Consider the following 18,742-nt stretch of genomic DNA (forward strand, 5'->3'; position numbering starts at 1 on the left):
GGAGTTTAAATATATGAAACTGTTCAGGCATGGCGCCGCCGGCGCCGAACGTCCAGGAATCGTCGATGCATCCGGCGCGCTGCGCGATCTCTCCGGTGTTGTTTCCGAAATCGACGCCGCCGTCCTTGGCGATGCCGGGCTTGCGCGCCTCGCCGCGCTCGACGCCGCGACGCTGCCGCTGGTGCCCGCCGGCACGCGGATCGGCGCGCCGGTTCCCCGGCCGGTGAATTTCATCTGCATCGGCCTCAACTATGCCGACCATGCGGCCGAGTCCGGGCTCAAGGTGCCGGAGGAGCCGATCATCTTCCTCAAGGCCGGCAGCGCCTATTCGGGCCCGAACGACGATATCGTGATCCCGCCCGGCTCGAAGGAAACCGACTGGGAAGTCGAACTCGGCGTGATCATCGGCACGGGCGGCTCGCACATCGCCGAGGACGCGGCGCTTGAGCATGTCGCCGGCTATTGCATCGTCAATGATGTCAGCGAGCGCGAATACCAGATCCGCCGCGGCGGCACCTGGGACAAGGGCAAGGGCTGCCCGAGCTTTGGCCCGACGGGTCCGTTCCTCGTGACCCGCGACGAGGTGCCGGACCCGCAGGCGCTCGATCTGTGGTGCGAGGTCGATGGCAAGCGGATGCAGAACGGCAACACGCGGACGATGATCTTCGGCGTGAAGACGCTGGTATCCTATGTCAGCCGGTTCATCCGTCTCGAACCCGGCGACATCATCGCCACCGGCACGCCGCCCGGCGTCGGCATGGGGATCAAGCCGGAGCCGGTTTTCCTGCGGCCGGGTCAGACCGTGCGCCTCGGCATTGCCGGTCTCGGCGAACAGACGCAGAAAACCACCGGCGGCTGACCGCCGGAGGGATGCCCGAAAAGGCCGGATTGCCCGGCGTCGCCGGCGGGTTCAGAACACCCGCCGGCGATCGGTCCGGCAATTCGGCGATCGCGCCGCGCAATCTAGACTTTCGTTAATTCCCCTGCCATTGAGGCCACGGGCAAGCTCCAGTAAAGGCCGTTCATGCGTCGCTCGATCCTCATGATTTTCGTGCTTCCAGCCATCCTTGCCGGGTGCGCGGTGCCCGGCCGCCATGTGCCGGGCCCCTATGCCGGCGCGCCGTCGCTGGTGGATGTCGCGGCGCTTACCGCTTTCAACGGGCGGCTTCCGCTGGTGACGATTCCCGAGGCGGTCGAAACATGGTCCCCCTCGGTGAAATATGCCGTGGACGCGGCGTTGAAAATCAATCCCAAGGCGGAATTCCGGGTGGTTGTCACCGCGCCGGCCGCGGGTGGGCCGGCGGCGGCCGAACGGGCGATGGCCCGCCTCGCGCCGCGCGCCGCGCAGGTTGCGGATGCGATCGTGGCCGATGGGGTGGCGGCGGAACACGTCTCGCTCGGCGCCGCCGCGCCGCTTGCCGGGATTCCCGCCTCTTCGACCCCCGAGATCGTGGTCTTCGCGAAGTAATGCCTGTCGCGGATATCGCCGCGGCCGCGCTGCGCCTGCTGGAACCCGAGACGGCGCACGACATCGCATTGGCCGGGTTGCGTCTCGGGCTCGCGGGGCGGCGCGAGGTTCCGGCCGATCCGCGCCTTGCGATGTCCGCCTTCGGACGAACGATAACCCTGCCGATCGGGCTTGCCGCGGGGTTCGACAAGGATGCCGCCGCCCTTGCCGGGCTGTCCCGCCTTGGGTTCGGATTCATCGAGGCCGGCACGGTGACGAGGCGGCCGCAACCGGGCAATCCGAAGCCGCGCCTGTTCCGGCTGGCCCAGGATCGGGCGCTGATCAACCGGATGGGGTTCAACAATGGCGGCATCGAGGGGTTCGCCGCCCGCCTCGCCGGCGCCGACCGCACGCGGGCGGCCATTGGCGCCAATCTCGGCATCAACAAGGAAGGGGCGGACCCGCTGGCCGATTACCCCGCCCTGGTCCATGCGGTCGCGCCGCATGCCGACTACATCGCCATCAACGTCTCCTCGCCCAACACGCCCGGCCTGCGCGACCTGCAGGCGACCGACCGGCTGGCCGCGATCCTCGATGCGATCCGTGCCGCCGTGCCAGGCGCCCCGCCGCTTTTCGTCAAGCTCGCCCCCGACCTCGATGAAGGGGTTCTGCCGGAACTGGTCGAGATGGTGATTGGCCGCGGTGTCGCCGGGCTGATCGTCAGCAACACCACGCTCGCCCGGCCCGATGCCCTGCGCGGCGCGGCACGCGGCGAGGCGGGCGGCCTGTCCGGCGCGCCGCTGTTCAACCGGGCGACGCGCATGCTGGCGCGGGTTCGCCTGCTCGCCGGCGACCGGCTTTTGCTGATCGGCGTCGGCGGCGTGGCGACGCCGGAGCAGGCGCTCGCCAAATTCCGCGCCGGTGCGAGCCTCGTGCAGGTCTATACCGCTTTCGTCTATCAGGGGCCGTCGGTGCTGCCGCGCATCGCCGCCGGACTGTCCGCCCTGCTCGACCAGTATGGCGCGGCGACGCTGGCAGAACTTGTCGGCCGGGATGCCGACCGGCTCGCGGAGATCGCGCCGTGAGCGAAGCCCCGATGAGCGTCGAAACTCTTGCCCGCGATCGCGATGGCTTCATCGTCGATCTCTGGGGCGTGGTGCATGACGGGGTGCGCCCCTATCCCGGCGTTGCCGCCTGCCTGCGCCATCTGCGCGAGGCCGGCAAGCGCGTCGTTTTTCTCTCCAACGCGCCGCGCCGCACCGCGCCGGTCGCGGCCGCTTTGGCCGCGATGGGCATCGGCCCCGAGCTTTACGACGGGATCATGACCAGCGGCGAGGCCGTGCGCACCGCCCTGGTTTCGCGCAGCGAGCCCGATTTCGCGGGGCTTGGCGAGCGGCTGTTTCATCTCGGTCCGCCGCGTGACCGCAACCTGTTCGACGATCTCGGGCTCGCCGAGGCCGACCGGCCGGATGCGGCGGATTTCCTGCTGAATACCGGACCCGACGATCTCGCGCCGCCCGACGATCCCGCCGCCTTCGATCCGCTGCTGCGCGAGGCGCTCGGCGCGGGGCTGCCGATGATCTGCGCCAATCCCGACCTGGAGGTGATCCGCGACGGGCGCCGTATCATTTGCGCAGGGGCGCTCGCCCAGCGCTACGCCGCCTGGGGCGGGCGGGTGATCTGGCGCGGCAAGCCCGATCCGGCCGTCTATCGTCCGACCCTGGATCTGCTCGGCACCGAACCGGCGCGGACGATCGCGTTCGGCGACTCGCTGCGAACCGATATCGCCGGCGCGAAGGCCGCCGGCATCGCCTCGGTGCTCGTGCTCTCAGGCGTCCACGTCGCGACGCCCGAGGAGGCTTGGGCCGATTGCGCTGCCGCCGGGCTCGACCCGCGCGCCATCATCGGCGGGTTCCGCTGGTAAGGGTTCATCCCCGCGCCGTTTCGTGATAGCGCCGGCGGCATGACAATACGCGTCCGTTTCGCCCCGTCGCCCACCGGCATGCTCCATATCGGCGGCGCCCGCACCGCACTGTTCAACTATCTCTTCGCCCGCCATCACGGCGGCCAGTTCCTGCTCCGCATCGAGGATACCGACCGCGAGCGCAGCACGCCCGAGGCGACGCAGGTGATCCTCGACGCGCTGGACTGGCTCGACCTCAAATCGGACGAACCGCCGGTCTATCAGTCGACCCGCTACGCCCGCCATCGCGAGGTGGTCGAGCAGATGCTTGCGGCCGGCACGGCCTATCGCTGCTATTGCAGCCGCGAGGAGCTTGCCGAATTGCGCGCCGAGGCCGAGCGGAGCAAGAAGCCGTTCCGCTATGACGGGCGCTGGCGCGACCGCGACCCGGCCGAGGCGCCGCCCGGCGTCGATCCGGTGATCCGCCTGCGCGCCCCGCGCGAGGGCGAGACCGTGATCCATGACCTCGTCCAGGGCGAGGTGCGGGTGAGGAACGCCGAACTCGACGACATGATCCTGCTCCGGTCAGACGGCACGCCGACCTATCTGCACGCCGTCGTGGTGGATGATCACGACATGGCCATCTCCCATGTCATCCGTGGCGACGACCATCTGACCAACACGTTCCGCCAGGCCCAGATCTATGACGCGATGGGCTGGGCGCGGCCGAATTTCGCCCATATTCCGCTGATCCACGGCGCCGATGGGGCAAAGCTGTCGAAGCGCCACGGCGCCGTCTCGGTGCTGCAGTTTCGCGACGAGGGCTATCTGCCCGAGGCGCTCTGCAACTACCTGCTCCGCCTCGGCTGGGGCCATGGCGATGCCGAGATCCTGCCCCGCGACCAGCAGGTCGCGCTGTTCGACCTCGATGGCGTCGGCCGCGCCGCGAGCCGGATGGACTATGCCAAGCTTGTCCATGTCAACGCCGTCTTCCTTCGCGCCGCCGAGGATGAGCGGCTTGCCGCCGATATTGTTGCCCGGCTTGCGCGCGACCACGGCTTTACGGTGGGCACCGAGGCGGCCGGCCGCATCGGGATGCTGATGCCGGGGCTGAAGGAGCGCGCCCGCACCCTCGCCGAACTGGCGGAATCCGCCCTGTTCATCGTTCGCGAGGCGCCGCTGCCGATGACCGAAAAGGCCGCCGCCCTGCTCACCGAGGCGGCGCGCGACGACCTCGCGGCGCTGCTACTCGACTTCGACAACACCGATTTCTCGAAGGCGGCGCTGCACGAGGCGATGAAGGCCTATGCCGAACGCGAGGAGAAGAAGCTCGGCGCCATCGCCCAGCCGCTGCGCGCGGCGCTGACCGGCAGCACGGTCAGCCCGCCGATCGACGCGGTGATGGAAGCCCTCGGCCCGATCGAGGTCCGCAAGCGGATTTTCGCCGTTCTCGGCGAATAGCGCCGCTGTTCACGGCTGAAAAACGGCGGGCGCCGCAAGCCGCCCGCCATTCGCGTTTCAGCGGAGGAGGCGCGGGCGATCAGCGATTGACCGCCTTCAGCCCCGCTTCCGGATAGCGCGTGCCGGCGACGGTGCCGGCAGGCATGATCCGCTCGATCGCGGCGAGGTCTTCCGGCGTCAGCGTCACGTCGAGCGCGCCGATATTCTCGTCGAGATAGGTCCGGCGCTTGGTGCCCGGGATTGGCACGATATCCTCGCCCTGGGCGAGCACCCAGGCCAGTGCCAGTTGGCCCGCCGTGCAGCCCTTTTCCGCCGCGAGCGCCTTCACCTTGCCGACAAGTTCGAGATTCTTCGTGAAATTCTCGCCCTGGAAGCGCGGGGCGTGGCGGCGCCAGTCATCGGCGGCGAGATCGTCCGGCGTGCGGATCGCGCCGGTCAGGAAGCCGCGGCCGAGCGGTGAGTAGGGCACGAAGCCGATCCCGAGTTCGCGCACGGTGGCGAGGATGTCGCCCTCCGGCTCGCGCGACCAGAGCGAATATTCGGTTTGCAGCGCGGTGATCGGATGGATCTTGTGCGCCCGGCGGATGGTGGCCGGCGCCGCCTCGGACAGGCCGAGATGCCGCACCTTGCCGGCCTTCACCAGCTCCGCCATTGCGCCGACGGTCTCCTCGATCGGCACGTTCGGATCGACGCGGTGCTGGTAATAAAGGTCGATCGTGTCGATCCCGAGCCGCTGCAGCGAGGCGTCGCAGGCGCGGCGCACATAGTCCGGCCGGCCGTTGATGCCGAGGCGCTGGCGGTCTTCGCTGAATTCGTTGCCGAATTTGGTGGCGAGGACGATCCTGCTCCGGTTCGCCTTCACGAAATCGGACAGCAGGCGCTCATTGTCGCCGAAGCCGTACATGTCGGCCGAGTCGAAGAAGGTGATGCCGCGTTCCAGCGCGCGTTCGAGCGTCGCGCGCGCCTCCGCCTCGTCGCGTCCGGCATAGAAATCGGACATGCCCATGCAGCCGAGGCCGAGGGCGGAAACCGTAAGCGTGCCGAGTTTCCTTGTCTTCATGCGTGTCTCCATCTGTTGGGTCGCCGCCCATATGGGGCGTTCGTTGCGGTGATGCAGCCCTGTTGCCGTATTCTCAGGGTCCAGGCGGGATGTGTCTCGCGCGACTCGACAGCGGGGCCGCGGGGCTGTATAGCCCATCGCTCAATCGGAACGCGGGAGGTTCGGCCACGGGTGGCCGGGCCGGTGGAACCGCGGTCCATTGGCGTGTTTCGGGTTCGCCCGCCTGCACGCCTTCGGATCAGGAGCGCGCCTCATGGCGAAAAAAGTAGTCGGCTATATCAAGCTGCAGATTCCTGCGGGCAAGGCCAATCCGTCGCCGCCCGTCGGCCCCGCGCTCGGTCAGCGCGGTCTCAACATCATGCAGTTCTGCAAGGATTTCAACGCGGCGACCCAGGGAATGGAAGTGGGCATGCCGGTCCCGGTGGTGATCACCGCCTATGCGGACCGCACTTTCAGCTTCATCACCAAGACGCCGCCGAACACCTACTTCCTCAAGAAGGCCGCGGGTATCCCGAAAGGCTCGACCGCGACCGGCAAGGGTGCCACGGTCGGCAAGGTGACGATGAGCCAGCTGCGCGAAATCGCGCAGACCAAGATGGTTCACATGAATGCGAACGATGTCGATGGCGCGGTGCGCATGCTGATCGGTTCGGCCCGCTCGATGGGCCTTTCGGTGGTGGAGGGCTGATCATGGCGAAGAACAAGCGGCTGGTGAAAGCGCAATCCACCGTCGATCAGGCGAAGCTCTATCCGGTGGTGGAGGCGATGGCGCTGGTGAAATCCAACGCCACGGCAAAGTTCGACGAGACGGTCGAGCTGTCGCTCAACCTCGGCATCGATCCGCGCCATGCCGACCAGATGGTGCGCGGCCTGCTCAGCCTGCCGAACGGCACCGGCAAGACGCTGCGCGTCGGCGTGTTCGCGCGCGGCCCGAAGGCCGAGGAGGCGAAGGCGGCCGGTGCGGATGTGGTCGGCGCCGAGGACCTCGCCGAGCTGGTCCAGAATGGCACGATCGAATTCGACCGCTGCATCGCGACGCCGGACATGATGGCCCTGGTCGGCCGTCTCGGCAAGATTCTCGGCCCGCGTGGCCTGATGCCGAATCCGAAGCTCGGCACCGTGACGATGGACGTCAAGGGCGCGATCACCGCCGCCAAGTCGGGCCAGATCGAGTTCCGCGCCGAGAAGGCGGGGATCATTCACGCCGGCATCGGCAAGGCGAGCTTCGAGGTCGAGAAGCTGGTGGAGAACGCGAAGGCCCTGGTCGACGCGATCCAGAAGGCCAAGCCGGCGGGCGCCAAGGGCACCTATCTGCAGAAGGCGGCGCTCTCCTCCACCATGGGGCCGGGCGTGCGTGTGGATGTGGGCAGTCTTTCTGCCTGATGAGATGCGCCGGAGCCTCGGCTCCGGCCATGACGGGATCGGCCGGTTCGCGCCGGCGGTTCCGGACCTGTCCAAGACGGCATGTGGCGCAAGCCTTGAAGGGAAGTCTCCCGCACGCCGGAGACGGGGATCGGGGCGTTTTGTTCCGATGGTTCCGGTCTGAGGACAGGCGAACGGCGGCCGGGATGGTCCCGGCTGCCTGGGCAACCCGGCGGGATACGGTCCAAACGTATTTCGCCTGACGAGTGGAGATCGACGTGGATCGCGCACAGAAGCGTGAATTCGTGGACCAGCTCGCCGCGGTGTTCGCCGAGACGTCGATGGTCGTGGTCAGCCGCAATGATGGTCTGACCGTGGCCGATGTCACGGCACTGCGCGTGAAGATGCGGGAAGCGGGCGCGCAGTACAAGGTGGCGAAGAACCGTCTGGCTCACCTCGCCTTGGAAGGGACCCGATTCGACGGGCTGAAGCCGATGCTGAAGGGGCCGACCGCGATTGCGTGGTCGCAGGACCCTGTGGCGGTGGCGAAGGTGGCCGTCGAGTTCGCCAAGACCAACGAGAAGTTCGTGCTGGTCGGCGGCGCGCTTGGGACGCAGATGCTCGATGCATCCGGCGTCAAGGCGCTCGCCGAACTGCCGTCGCTCGATCAGCTCCGCGCCAGGCTCCTGGGTCTCATCCAGGCGCCGGCGACGAAGGTGGCGGGCGTGCTGCAGGCTCCGGCCGGCCAGCTCGCGCGGGTCTTTGCGGCCTATGCCAAGGCGGATGAGGCCGACGCGGCCTGAGACGAGATGAGGCGAGCCGGCAGGGTCGGCTTGCATGGAACCAACTGAACGACTATTCTAAGGAATTGAACAATGGCTGATCTGGCAAATCTGGTTGAACAGCTTTCGAGCCTGACTGTTCTCGAAGCGGCGGAGCTTTCCAAGCTGCTCGAGGACAAGTGGGGCGTTTCGGCTGCGGCTCCGGTCGCGGTTGCGGCGGCGATGCCTGCCGGTGGCGGTGCTGCCGCCGCGCCGGCCGAGGAGAAGACCGAATTCAACGTGATCCTCAAGGTCGCTGGCGACAAGAAGATCAACGTGATCAAGGAAATCCGCACGATCACCGGCCTCGGCCTCAAGGAGGCCAAGGATCTCGTCGAGGGCGCGCCGAAGACCGTGAAGGAAGGCGTGAACAAGGACGAGGCCGAGAAGATCAAGAAGGTTCTGGAAGAGCAGGGCGCATCTGTCGGCATCGAGTGATGTTACCCCGCGCCGCGCGGCCTTCGGGCCGTCGGCGCGACAGGACTGAAACTGGCGGGGCGCCCCATGGCGCTCCGCCCGTTTGCCGTTGCGTGCCTCGGGCGAGGGCGTGGCGGCGGTTGATGACTGGCGGGGTTTCCCGCCGCTGACGCGGCGACGCCCGGGCTGATGGTAGCCCCGGGCCGCGGCGCGGTCACTGGAATGAAGATCGGGGTCTGAGCATGAATGCGATTTCGGGTGGCCTGAACAAAGTTTCCTTCACCAATCGCAAGCGCATCCGCAAGAGCTTCGGGCGTATCCCTGAAACCACGCCGATGCCGAATCTGATCGACGTGCAGCGCGCGAGCTATGACGCGTTCCTGCAGATGCACGTCTCACCCGACTCCCGCACCAATTCCGGGCTGCAGGAAGTCTTCAAGTCGGTCTTCCCGATCGACGATTTTGCCGGCCGCGGCCGTCTCGAATTCGTCTATTACGAGCTCGAGGAGCCGAAATACGACGTCGAGGAATGCATCCAGCGCGGCATGACCTATGCCGCGCCGCTCAAGGTGGTGCTGCGTCTGATCGTCTGGGATGTCGATGAAGATACCGGCGCTCGCTCGATCCGCGACATCAAGGAGCAGCCCGTGTACATGGGCGACATGCCGCTGATGACCGACAACGGCACCTTCGTCGTGAACGGCACCGAGCGCGTCATCGTCAGCCAGATGCACCGCAGCCCCGGCGTGTTCTTCGACCATGACAAGGGCAAGACCCACAGCTCCGGCAAGTATCTCTTTGCCGCTCGCGTCATTCCCTATCGCGGCTCCTGGCTCGATTTCGAATTCGACGCCAAGGACCTTATCTATGTCCGCATCGACCGCAAGCGGAAGCTGCCGGTCACGACGCTGCTCTACGCGCTTGAGGGGCGCGCGACCGAGGCGCTGCGCGCCGCGCGCGAGGCCAAGGGCGAGACGCTGGAGATCGGCGAGATTCGCGGCATGGATGCCGAGGAGATCCTTGGTTTCTTCTATGGCAAGGTGCCGTTCACCCGCACCCGCACCGCCGGAGGGGAGGGGGCCTGGGCGCGTCCGTTCGAGCCGGAAACCTTCCGCGGCGCCAAGCTGGTCGAGGACCTGGTGGACGCCGAGACCGGCGAGGTTGTCGCCAAGGCCGATGACAAGCTCACCGCGCGCACCGCGCGGCAGATCGCGGCCAAGACCCGCTCCGTGCTCGTCAGCCGCGCCGACCTGGTCGGCCGTTTCGTGGCGGAAGATCTGTTCGATCCGAATACCGGTGAGATTTTCGCCGACGCGGGCGAGGAAATCTCCGACGCCAAGCTGAAGGTGCTGGAGGATGCCGGGCTCGACGAGATTCCGACGCTTGCGATCGATCAGGCCAAGGGGCCGTGGATCCGCAACACGCTCGCGACCGACAAGAATGCCAGCCGCGAGGACGCGCTGATCGACATCTACCGGGTGATCCGCCCTGGCGAGCCGCCGACCTCGGAAACCGCCGAGGCGCTGTTCCGGGGCCTGTTCTTCGACTCCGAGCGCTACGACCTCTCGGCGGTCGGCCGCGTCAAGATGAACATGCGGCTCGGCGTTGAATGCGAGGACACGGTGCGGGTGCTGCGCAAGGAAGACATCCTGCGCACCATCCAGATCATGTGCGAGCTGAAGGACGGCCGCGGCCAGATCGACGACATCGACAATCTCGGCAATCGTCGTGTCCGCTCGGTCGGCGAGCTGATGGAAAACCAGTATCGCGTCGGCCTGCTCCGCATGGAGCGCGCCATTCGCGAGCGGATGGGCTCGGTCGATATCGACGGGGTAATGCCGCACGACCTGATCAACGCCAAGCCGGCGGCGGCGGCGGTGCGGGAATTCTTCGGTTCGTCGCAGCTCTCGCAGTTCATGGACCAGACCAATCCGCTTTCGGAAGTCACCCACAAGCGCCGTCTCTCGGCCCTTGGGCCGGGTGGTCTGACCCGCGAGCGGGCCGGGTTCGAGGTTCGCGACGTGCACCCGACGCATTACGGCCGTATCTGCCCGATCGAAACGCCGGAAGGCCCGAATATCGGCCTGATCAACTCGCTGGCCACCTTCGCCAAGGTGAACAAGTATGGCTTCATCGAGACGCCCTATCGCCTGGTGAAGGATGGCAAGGTGCTCGATGACTACAAGTATCTCTCGGCGATGGAGGAGGAGCGCCTCACCGTTGCCCAGGCCGATGCGCCGAAGCTCGCCGACGGCACGCTGACCGAGGATCTGGTTTCGGTGCGCCGCAATGGTGATTTCCGTCTGGTCAAGCCCGACGAGGTTACCGCGATCGACGTCTCGCCGCGCCAGCTCGTCTCCGTCGCCGCGGCGCTGATCCCCTTCCTTGAGAACGACGACGCCAACCGCGCGCTGATGGGCTCGAACATGCAGCGCCAGGCGGTGCCGCTGATCCGTTCCGATGCGCCGCTGGTCGGCACCGGCATGGAAGCGCCGGTTGCCCGCGACTCGGGCGCGACAATCGTGGCCCGCCGCGCCGGCGTGATCGACCAGATCGACGGCGCGCGCATCGTGGTGCGCGCCACCGGCGAGGATGGCACGACCCAGGGCGTGGATATCTATCGCCTGCGCAAATACATGCGCTCGAACCAGTCAACCTGCATCAACCAGCGTCCGCTGGTGCGGGTGGGCGACCGCGTCGGCGCCGGCGACATCATCGCCGATGGTCCGTCGACCGAGCTGGGCGAACTCGCGCTTGGCCGCAACGTGCTTTGCGCGTTCATGCCGTGGAACGGGTATAACTTCGAGGACTCCATCCTCATCTCGGAGCGCGTTGCCCGCGAGGACATGTTCACCTCGATCCATATCGAGGAATTCGAGGTGATGGCCCGCGATACCAAGCTGGGGCAGGAGGAAATCACCCGCGACATTCCGAATGTCGGCGAGGAAGCGCTGCGCAACCTGGATGAGGCCGGCATCGTCTATGTCGGGGCAGAGGTGAATCCGGGCGACATCCTGGTCGGCAAGGTCACGCCGAAGGGCGAGAGCCCGATGACGCCGGAGGAAAAACTGCTGCGCGCGATCTTCGGCGAAAAGGCGTCGGATGTGCGCGACACCTCGCTGAAGCTGCCGCCGGGGGTGAACGGCACGGTCGTGGATGTGCGGGTGTTCAACCGCCGGGGCGTCGACAAGGATGAGCGCGCCCTGGCGATCGAGCGCGCCGAGATCGAACGCCTTGCCAAGGACCGGGACGACGAGCGCGCCATTCAGGAACGCGCCTTCCTCAACCGGCTGCGCGAGAAGCTGCTCGGCCAGGTTGCCGGGTCCGGCTACAAGGGCGTGCGGTCGGGCACCGAGATCACCACAGCGTTGCTGGCCGAGGTGCCGCGTGGCGCCTGGCGCAACCTGACGGTGCAGGACGACCGGGTGATGGCGGAGATCGAGACGCTGAAGCGCGAGTTCGATGCCGCCGTGCACAAGCTGCAGCAGCGTTTCGAGAGCAAGGTCGAGAAGCTCCAGCGCGGCGATGAAATGCCGCCTGGCGTGATGAAGATGGTCAAGGTGTTCATCGCGGTGAAGCGCAAGCTGCAGCCGGGCGACAAGATGGCCGGCCGGCACGGCAACAAGGGTGTCGTCTCCCGCGTTGTCCCGATCGAGGACATGCCGTTCCTGGAAGACGGTACGGCCGTCGATGTCGTGCTCAATCCGCTCGGCGTGCCCTCGCGCATGAATGTCGGGCAGATTCTCGAGACGCATCTTGGCTGGGCCTGCGCCAACCTTGGCAAGCAGATCGGCGAGGCGGTCGAGGCGTATCGTCGCGACGCTGCCGAGCGGGAGCGGCTGCACGGGATGCTGAAGAGCGCCTATGGCGAGGCGATCTACAACGAGCAGATCGCCTCGATGTCGGAAGCCGAGGTGCAGGAGCTGTGCGGCAACATCCGCAAGGGCGTGCCGATCGCCACCCCCGTGTTCGATGGCGCGCGCATCACCGATATCGAGGACATGCTGGCCAAGGCCGGCCTCGACGTCTCCGGCCAGATGACCGTGTTCGACGGCCGGACTGGCGAGCAGTTCGAGCGCAAGGTGACGGTGGGCTACATGTACATGCTCAAGCTCGGTCACATGGTTGACGACAAGATCCATGCCCGCTCGATCGGCCCCTACAGCCTCGTCACCCAGCAGCCGCTGGGCGGCAAGGCGCAGTTCGGCGGCCAGCGCTTCGGCGAGATGGAGGTCTGGGCGCTCGAGGCCTATGGCGCGGCCTACACGCTGCAGGAGATGCTGACCGTGAAGTCGGACGACGTTTCGGGCCGCACCAAGGTCTATGAGGCGATCGTGCGCGAGCAGGACAATTTCGAGGCCGGCGTGCCCGAGAGCTTCAACGTTCTGACCAAGGAACTGAAGTCGCTCGGCCTCAACGTCGATCTCAACCAGTCCGTGGACTGACCAGGACCGTTCGGATTTGTCATGGCGCGGGGCGGCAAGCCCGTTCCGCGCTGATGAAAGGGACTATCGCATGAACGATTTGATGAAGATTCTCGGCCAGACCGGTCAGGCCGCCACGTTCGACCAGATCCGTATCCAGATCGCCTCGCCGGAGCAGATCCGCTCCTGGTCGTATGGCGAGATCAAGAAGCCGGAGACCATCAACTACCGCACCTTCAAGCCGGAGCGCGACGGCCTGTTCTGTGCCCGCATCTTCGGGCCGATCAAGGACTATGAGTGCCTGTGCGGCAAGTACAAGCGGATGAAGTTCCGCGGGATCATCTGCGAGAAATGCGGCGTCGAGGTGACGCTGGCCAAGGTGCGCCGCGAGCGCATGGGCCATATCGAGCTGGCCTCGCCGGTCGCGCATATCTGGTTCCTGAAGTCGCTGCCGAGTCGCATCGCGACCATGGTCGAGATGACGCTGAAGGATCTGGAGAAGGTTCTCTATTTCGAGAATTATATCGTTCTCGATCCCTACACGACCGACCTCAAGCGCTACCAGCTCCTTTCCGAGGATGAGCTGTACGCGAAGCAGGACGAGTTCGGCGAGGACGGGTTCAAGGCGGGCATCGGCGCCGAGGCGGTGAAGTCGATCCTTGCGGGAGTCGATCTCGAGGCCGAACGGGCGATCATGCGCGCCGACCTCAAGGAGGCGACCTCCGAGGCCAAGCGCAAGAAGCTGGTCAAGCGGCTGAAGCTGGTCGAGGCGTTCATCGAATCAGGCACCCGCCCGGAATGGATGATCATGGATGTTGTTCCGGTCATTCCGCCCGAGCTGCGCCCGCTCGTGCCGCTCGATGGTGGCCGTTTCGCCACGTCGGACCTGAACGATCTCTATCGCCGCGTGATCAACCGCAACAACCGCCTCAAGCGGCTGATCGAGCTGCGCGCGCCGGACATCATCGTGCGCAACGAGAAGCGCATGCTCCAGGAATCGGTCGACGCGCTGTTCGATAACGGCCGTCGCGGCCGCGCCATCACCGGCACCAACAAGCGGCCGCTGAAATCGCTATCCGACATGCTGAAGGGCAAGCAGGGCCGCTTCCGCCAGAACCTGCTGGGCAAGCGCGTCGACTATTCCGGCCGTTCGGTCATCGTCGTCGGGCCGGAGCTGAAGCTGCACCAGTGCGGCCTGCCGAAGAAGATGGCGCTGGAGCTGTTCAAGCCCTTCATCTACGCCAAGCTCGAGAAATACGGCCTCGCCACCACGATCAAGGCGGCGAAGCGTATGGTCGAGAAGGAACGCCCCGAGGTGTGGGACATCCTTGAGGAGGTGATCCGCGAGCATCCGGTGCTGCTCAACCGCGCGCCGACGCTGCACCGCCTCGGCATTCAGGCGTTCGAGCCGATCCTGATCGAGGGCAAGGCGATCCAGCTGCATCCGCTGGTCTGCACCGCCTTCAACGCCGACTTCGACGGCGACCAGATGGCGGTTCACGTGCCGCTTTCGATTGAGGCGCAGCTCGAGGCGCGTGTGCTCATGATGAGCACGAACAACATTCTTAACCCGGCCAACGGCAAGCCGATCATCGTGCCGAGCCAGGACATCGTGCTCGGGCTCTATTATCTCTCGCTTGAAACCCCGGCCTTCAGCGCGGTCGAGGACAAGGAGGCGCCGTTGTTCGGCACGATGGGCGAGATCGAGCATGCGCTCGATTCCGGGCATCTGAAGCTGCACGACAAGATCCGCGCCCGCGTCGTTCGCACGCATCCGGACGGCACGCGCACGACCGAGGTGGTCGCGACCACGCCGGGCCGCATGATGATCGGCCAGCTTCTGCCCAAGCATCACGACGTTCCCTTCGCCCTGGTCAACCAGCTGCTGACCAAGAAGAAGGTGTCGGACGTGATCGACGCCGTCTATCGCCATTGCGGGCAGAAGGAGTCGGTGATTTTCTGCGACCGTCTGATGGGGCTCGGGTTCCGCCAGGCGGCCAAGGCCGGCATCTCCTTCGGCAAGGACGACATGGTCATCCCGGCCGAGAAATACGGCCTGCTGGAAAAGACACAGGCCGAGGTCAAGGAATACGAGGCGCAGTATCACGACGGTCTCATCACCGCCGGCGAGCGCTACAACAAGGTGATCGACGCGTGGTCGCGCTGTAACGACGAGGTTGCCGCGGCGATGATGCGCGAGATTTCGCGCCAGGATCCCGGCAAGCCGACCAACTCGGTCTGGATGATGAGCCATTCCGGCGCCCGTGGGTCGCCAACGCAGATGCGCCAGCTCGCCGGCATGCGCGGCCTGATGGCCAAGCCGTCGGGCGAGATCATCGAGCAGCCGATCCTGTCGAACTTCAAGGAAGGCCTGACCGTCGCCGAATACTTCAACTCGACCCACGGCGCCCGCAAGGGTCTCGCGGACACCGCGCTGAAGACGGCGAACTCCGGTTACCTCACCCGCCGTCTGGTCGACGTGGCGCAGGATTGCATCATCGTCAGCACCGATTGCGGCACCGAGCGTGGCCTGACGGTTCGGGCGGTGATGGACGGCGGCGAGGTCGTCTCCTCGATTTCGGAGCGGATACTCGGCCGGACCGCGGCGGAGGACGTGCTCGACCCGACCGACGAGACCGTCATCGTCCGGGCGAACGAGCTGATCGGCGAAGTCGACTCGATGCATATCGAGAAGCTCGGCGTCGAGAGCGTGAAGATCCGCTCGGTGCTGACCTGCGAGGCCAAGGTGGGCGTTTGCGCCAAGTGCTATGGGCGCGACCTCGCGCGCGGCACGCCGGTGAATATCGGCGAGGCGGTCGGCGTGATTGCCGCCCAGTCGATCGGCGAGCCGGGTACGCAGCTGACCATGCGCACCTTCCACATTGGCGGCGCCGCGCAGCGTGGCGCCGAGCAGTCGAGCGTCGAGGCCAGCCACGACGGCACGGTGACGATCCGTAACCGCAACGTGGTGTCGAACTCGGCCGGCGCCCCGATCGTGATGAGCCGCAACTGCGAGATCGCCCTGAATGATGCGTCCGGCCGCGAGCGTGCCCGCTTCCGTGTGCCCTATGGCGCAAGGCTGCTGGTCGACGAGGACCAGACAGTGGCGCGCGGACAGAAGCTGGCCGAGTGGGATCCGTATACCCTGCCGATCATCACCGAGCGCGCGGGCATGGTTGAATACGCCGATCTGCTCGAGGGCGTGACCCTGGTCGAGCGGGTCGACGAGGTGACGGGCCTGACCTCCAAGGTGGTGGTGGACTACAAGCAGTCGGCCAAGGGGGCGGATTTGCGCCCGCGCCTCATTCTGAAGGATGAGCGCGGCGAGGTGCTGCGCCTCGCGAACGGTGCGGAAGCCCGCTACTTCCTCAGCCCCGATTCGATTCTTTCGGTGGAAAACGGTGCGACCGTGCATGCCGGCGACGTTCTCGCCCGCATTCCGCGCGAGGGCAGCAAGACGCGCGATATCACCGGCGGTCTGCCGCGCGTCGCCGAGCTGTTCGAGGCCCGCCGTCCGAAGGATCACGCGATCATCGCTGAAACCGACGGGCGCGTGGAATTCGGCAAGGACTACAAGGCGAAGCGCCGCGTCATCGTCAAGAACGACGAGACCGGCGAGGAAACCGAGTATCTGGTGCCGAAGGGCAAGCACGTTTCGGTGCAGGAGGGCGACTATGTCCACCGCGGCGATCCGCTGGTCGATGGTCCGCGCGTTCCGCATGACATCCTGCGGGTGATGGGGGTCGAGGCGCTGTCCGAATATCTCATCAACGAGATCCAGGACGTCTACCGGCTGCAGGGTGTGAAGATCAACGACAAGCACATCGAGGTGGTCGTTCGCCAGATGCTGCAGAAGATCGAGATCACCGAACCGGGCGACACGACCTATCTGATCGGCGAGCTGGTCGACCGGATCGAGTTCGAGGAAGAGAACGAGCGGCGCCTGCGCGCGGGTGAGCGGCCGGCCGGTGGCCTGCCGGTGTTGCAGGGCATCACCAAGGCCAGCCTGCAGACGCTCAGCTTCATCTCGGCGGCGTCGTTCCAGGAGACCACGCGCGTCCTCACGGAGGCGGCGACAGCCGGCAAGACCGACCAGTTGCTGGGGCTCAAGGAGAACGTCATCGTTGGCCGCCTGATCCCTGCCGGCACCGGCAGCGTGATGAGCCGCCTGCGTTCGATCGCGGCTGGCCGCGATCGCTCGACGCTCGCCTCGACCCGCACGGCGCTGCCAGCGGCGGACTGATCCACCACCCCTGGAATTCGCACGCGAATTCCAGGGGCAAGCGGCGTCCTGGCGTCAGGCCTTTCGAGACTTGTCCTGACCCTGGACTGCCACGGGCTTCCGGCGATGTTTCACGAACTCACCCGACCGGGCGAACAGCTCAGGTCGGGTGATCGCTTGCAACAGGATGGCACGGCGAGCGTCTCCTTCATCTCCCGGCGCTTCACATCCCGTTCCTGGAGCATCATCCGATCGGACGGCGTCATCTGATCATGTAACGATGCTCTGATTATCAAGATCATAGGGCACTGCATCCGATCCGGGTTGTGTCCAATCAGATGCGTCTCCCCGGCCCGGCGATGCACGAGGGATCGGGGATGTTTCGCTCCCCGGGCCGCGATGCGGCGGCAGAAACCCGTTCGATCTTGCGGAAGCTGTCTGCACGGCGGGCGTATATCCAGCCTCGTGGCCGGGCGGCCTGGAAAATCCCCTCGCGGTGCTTGACTTGCCGCTGATCCCCTCTTAAGGATGGCGACCTCAGCGAGGCCCGGGATCGTCCGGTCGCGCGGCTCATTTATTCTCACGCTTGCGGCGCCGCCACCCTGGGGATCGGGTGGCTAAGGTCGCAAGTCTGGGTTTCCGCAGACGGGGATTACTCCGGGCTGCGGCGTTGTTATGAGCGCGCGGCAAAGCGTAACCGGCAAGAAGGATCAGGATCGAGCATGCCGACTATCAACCAGTTGATCGCCAAGGGGCGCGAAGTTCGGGCCAAGCGGAACAAGGTGCCCGCGCTGCAGGGTTGCCCGCAGAAGCGTGGCGTCTGTACGCGCGTTTACACGACGACCCCGAAGAAGCCGAACTCGGCGCTCCGCAAGGTCGCCAAGGTGCGCCTGACCAACGGTTATGAAGTTGTGAGCTATATTCCTGGTGAAGGTCATAACCTGCAGGAGCACTCTGTCGTGCTGATCCGCGGCGGCCGCGTGAAGGACCTTCCCGGCGTGCGCTATCATATCCTGCGCGGCGTCCTCGATACGCAGGGCATTGCCAAGCGTCGTCAGCGCCGTTCGCTCTACGGCGCCAAGCGGCCGAAGTAAGGAGAGTTTCCGTGAGCAGACGCCATTCCGCCGTCAAGCGCGAAGTTTTGCCGGATCCGAAGTTCGGTGATGTCGTCATCAGCCGTTTCATGAACGTGCTGATGTATGACGGTAAGAAATCGATTGCCGAATCCATCGTTTATGGGGCGCTTGACAGCCTGAAGAAGCGCGGCGGTCAGAATGCCGACCCGGTTCGTCTCTTCCACGAGGCGCTGGACAATGTGAAGCCGGCGATCGAGGTGCGCTCCCGCCGTGTTGGCGGTGCGACGTATCAGGTCCCTGTCGAGGTTCGTTCCGAGCGCCGGCAAGCGCTGGCGATCCGCTGGATCATCGAGTCCGCCCGCAAGCGCGGCGAGCACACGATGGAAGATCGCCTCTCCAACGAGCTGCTCGATGCGGTGAATAATCGCGGGGCGGCTGTGAAGAAGCGTGAAGACACGCATCGCATGGCTGAGGCGAACAAGGCGTTCAGCCACTACCGCTGGTAAGCAACCGTTACACTCCACCCCATCACGCCAGCACGGCGCTGAA

The 18,742-nt window shown here is 66.0% G+C and carries 14 protein-coding genes; 13 read left to right on the forward strand and 1 reads right to left on the reverse strand.

Features of this window, described 5'->3' with window-relative positions; translation table 11 throughout:
• Nucleotides 1-13 precede the first annotated feature (13 nt).
• The 5 genes from ACIDOCELLA78_RS000000105815 to gltX all read left to right on the forward strand — a co-directional run bounded on the left by ACIDOCELLA78_RS000000105815 (nt 14) and on the right by gltX (nt 4,811).
• Nucleotides 14-859, forward strand: a complete 846-nt coding sequence (locus ACIDOCELLA78_RS000000105815) for a fumarylacetoacetate hydrolase family protein (RefSeq protein WP_201728787.1) — start codon at nt 14-16, stop codon at nt 857-859.
• Nucleotides 860-1,024: 165 nt separating this feature from the next.
• On the forward strand, nt 1,025-1,468 hold the full coding sequence (locus tag ACIDOCELLA78_RS000000105820) for a hypothetical protein (protein WP_201728788.1): 444 nt from the start codon (nt 1,025-1,027) through the stop codon (nt 1,466-1,468).
• Nucleotides 1,468-2,532: a quinone-dependent dihydroorotate dehydrogenase gene (locus ACIDOCELLA78_RS000000105825; protein ID WP_201728789.1), complete on the forward strand. Its 1,065-nt coding sequence runs from the start codon at nt 1,468-1,470 to the stop codon at nt 2,530-2,532. Before ACIDOCELLA78_RS000000105820 ends, ACIDOCELLA78_RS000000105825 begins: the two co-directional genes overlap by 1 nt.
• An 11-nt stretch (nt 2,533-2,543) precedes the next feature.
• Nucleotides 2,544-3,371, forward strand: a complete 828-nt coding sequence (locus tag ACIDOCELLA78_RS000000105830; RefSeq protein WP_374223257.1) for a TIGR01459 family HAD-type hydrolase — start codon at nt 2,544-2,546, stop codon at nt 3,369-3,371.
• 39 nt (nt 3,372-3,410) lie between these two features.
• Nucleotides 3,411-4,811: a glutamate--tRNA ligase gene (gene gltX, locus ACIDOCELLA78_RS000000105835; protein WP_201728791.1), complete on the forward strand. Its 1,401-nt coding sequence runs from the start codon at nt 3,411-3,413 to the stop codon at nt 4,809-4,811.
• Between the two features lie 79 nt (nt 4,812-4,890).
• Here the strand turns inward: gltX and ACIDOCELLA78_RS000000105840 are convergent, their stop codons facing one another.
• A complete protein-coding gene (locus ACIDOCELLA78_RS000000105840) occupies nt 4,891-5,871 on the reverse strand; it encodes an aldo/keto reductase (protein ID WP_201728792.1) in 981 nt (326 codons plus the stop codon).
• 253 nt (nt 5,872-6,124) lie between these two features.
• On the opposite strand from ACIDOCELLA78_RS000000105840, the gene rplK reads away from it, so the two are divergent.
• From rplK to rpsG, 8 genes are all read left to right on the forward strand, one after another.
• Nucleotides 6,125-6,559: a 50S ribosomal protein L11 gene (gene rplK / locus ACIDOCELLA78_RS000000105845; RefSeq protein ID WP_201728793.1), complete on the forward strand. Its 435-nt coding sequence runs from the start codon at nt 6,125-6,127 to the stop codon at nt 6,557-6,559.
• A 2-nt stretch (nt 6,560-6,561) separates the two neighbouring features.
• Entirely contained in the window at nt 6,562-7,254 is a 693-nt protein-coding gene (gene rplA / locus ACIDOCELLA78_RS000000105850; RefSeq protein ID WP_201728794.1) for a 50S ribosomal protein L1, read from the forward strand.
• A gap of 257 nt (nt 7,255-7,511) precedes the next feature.
• Nucleotides 7,512-8,036 (forward strand): 50S ribosomal protein L10, encoded by a 525-nt coding sequence (gene rplJ / locus ACIDOCELLA78_RS000000105855; protein WP_201728829.1) that lies wholly within the window; start codon nt 7,512-7,514, stop codon nt 8,034-8,036.
• A gap of 72 nt (nt 8,037-8,108) precedes the next feature.
• Nucleotides 8,109-8,492 (forward strand): 50S ribosomal protein L7/L12, encoded by a 384-nt coding sequence (gene rplL, locus ACIDOCELLA78_RS000000105860; RefSeq protein WP_201728795.1) that lies wholly within the window; start codon nt 8,109-8,111, stop codon nt 8,490-8,492.
• Nucleotides 8,493-8,713: 221 nt separating this feature from the next.
• The gene (gene rpoB / locus ACIDOCELLA78_RS000000105865; protein WP_201728796.1) at nt 8,714-12,916 is read left to right on the forward strand and encodes a DNA-directed RNA polymerase subunit beta; all 4,203 of its coding nucleotides are present in this window, start codon (nt 8,714-8,716) and stop codon (nt 12,914-12,916) included.
• 70 nt (nt 12,917-12,986) lie between these two features.
• The gene (gene rpoC / locus ACIDOCELLA78_RS000000105870; protein WP_201728797.1) at nt 12,987-17,138 is read left to right on the forward strand and encodes a DNA-directed RNA polymerase subunit beta'; all 4,152 of its coding nucleotides are present in this window, start codon (nt 12,987-12,989) and stop codon (nt 17,136-17,138) included.
• Nucleotides 17,139-17,839: 701 nt separating this feature from the next.
• Nucleotides 17,840-18,211: a 30S ribosomal protein S12 gene (rpsL, locus tag ACIDOCELLA78_RS000000105875; protein WP_007424169.1), complete on the forward strand. Its 372-nt coding sequence runs from the start codon at nt 17,840-17,842 to the stop codon at nt 18,209-18,211.
• An 11-nt stretch (nt 18,212-18,222) separates the two neighbouring features.
• Nucleotides 18,223-18,699, forward strand: a complete 477-nt coding sequence (rpsG, locus tag ACIDOCELLA78_RS000000105880; protein WP_201728798.1) for a 30S ribosomal protein S7 — start codon at nt 18,223-18,225, stop codon at nt 18,697-18,699.
• The last annotated feature ends 43 nt before the right edge of the window (nt 18,700-18,742 follow it).

This window comes from Acidocella sp. C78 (genome assembly GCF_907164655.1).

Excerpts from the sequence above, each read along its gene's own strand:
- rplK (WP_201728793.1), top strand. The coding sequence starts at position 6,125 with ATGGCGAAAAAAGTAGTCGGCTATATCAAGCTGCAGATTCCTGCGGGC.
- ACIDOCELLA78_RS000000105825 (WP_201728789.1), top strand. The coding sequence starts at position 1,468 with ATGCCTGTCGCGGATATCGCCGCGGCCGCGCTGCGCCTGCTGGAACCC.
- rpoB (WP_201728796.1), top strand. The coding sequence starts at position 8,714 with ATGAATGCGATTTCGGGTGGCCTGAACAAAGTTTCCTTCACCAATCGC.
- rplA (WP_201728794.1), top strand. The coding sequence starts at position 6,562 with ATGGCGAAGAACAAGCGGCTGGTGAAAGCGCAATCCACCGTCGATCAG.
- ACIDOCELLA78_RS000000105830 (WP_374223257.1), top strand. The coding sequence starts at position 2,544 with ATGAGCGTCGAAACTCTTGCCCGCGATCGCGATGGCTTCATCGTCGAT.
- ACIDOCELLA78_RS000000105840 (WP_201728792.1), bottom strand. The coding sequence starts at position 5,871 with ATGAAGACAAGGAAACTCGGCACGCTTACGGTTTCCGCCCTCGGCCTC.
- ACIDOCELLA78_RS000000105820 (WP_201728788.1), top strand. The coding sequence starts at position 1,025 with ATGCGTCGCTCGATCCTCATGATTTTCGTGCTTCCAGCCATCCTTGCC.
- ACIDOCELLA78_RS000000105815 (WP_201728787.1), top strand. The coding sequence starts at position 14 with ATGAAACTGTTCAGGCATGGCGCCGCCGGCGCCGAACGTCCAGGAATC.
- rplL (WP_201728795.1), top strand. The coding sequence starts at position 8,109 with ATGGCTGATCTGGCAAATCTGGTTGAACAGCTTTCGAGCCTGACTGTT.
- rpoC (WP_201728797.1), top strand. The coding sequence starts at position 12,987 with ATGAACGATTTGATGAAGATTCTCGGCCAGACCGGTCAGGCCGCCACG.
- gltX (WP_201728791.1), top strand. The coding sequence starts at position 3,411 with ATGACAATACGCGTCCGTTTCGCCCCGTCGCCCACCGGCATGCTCCAT.
- rpsL (WP_007424169.1), top strand. The coding sequence starts at position 17,840 with ATGCCGACTATCAACCAGTTGATCGCCAAGGGGCGCGAAGTTCGGGCC.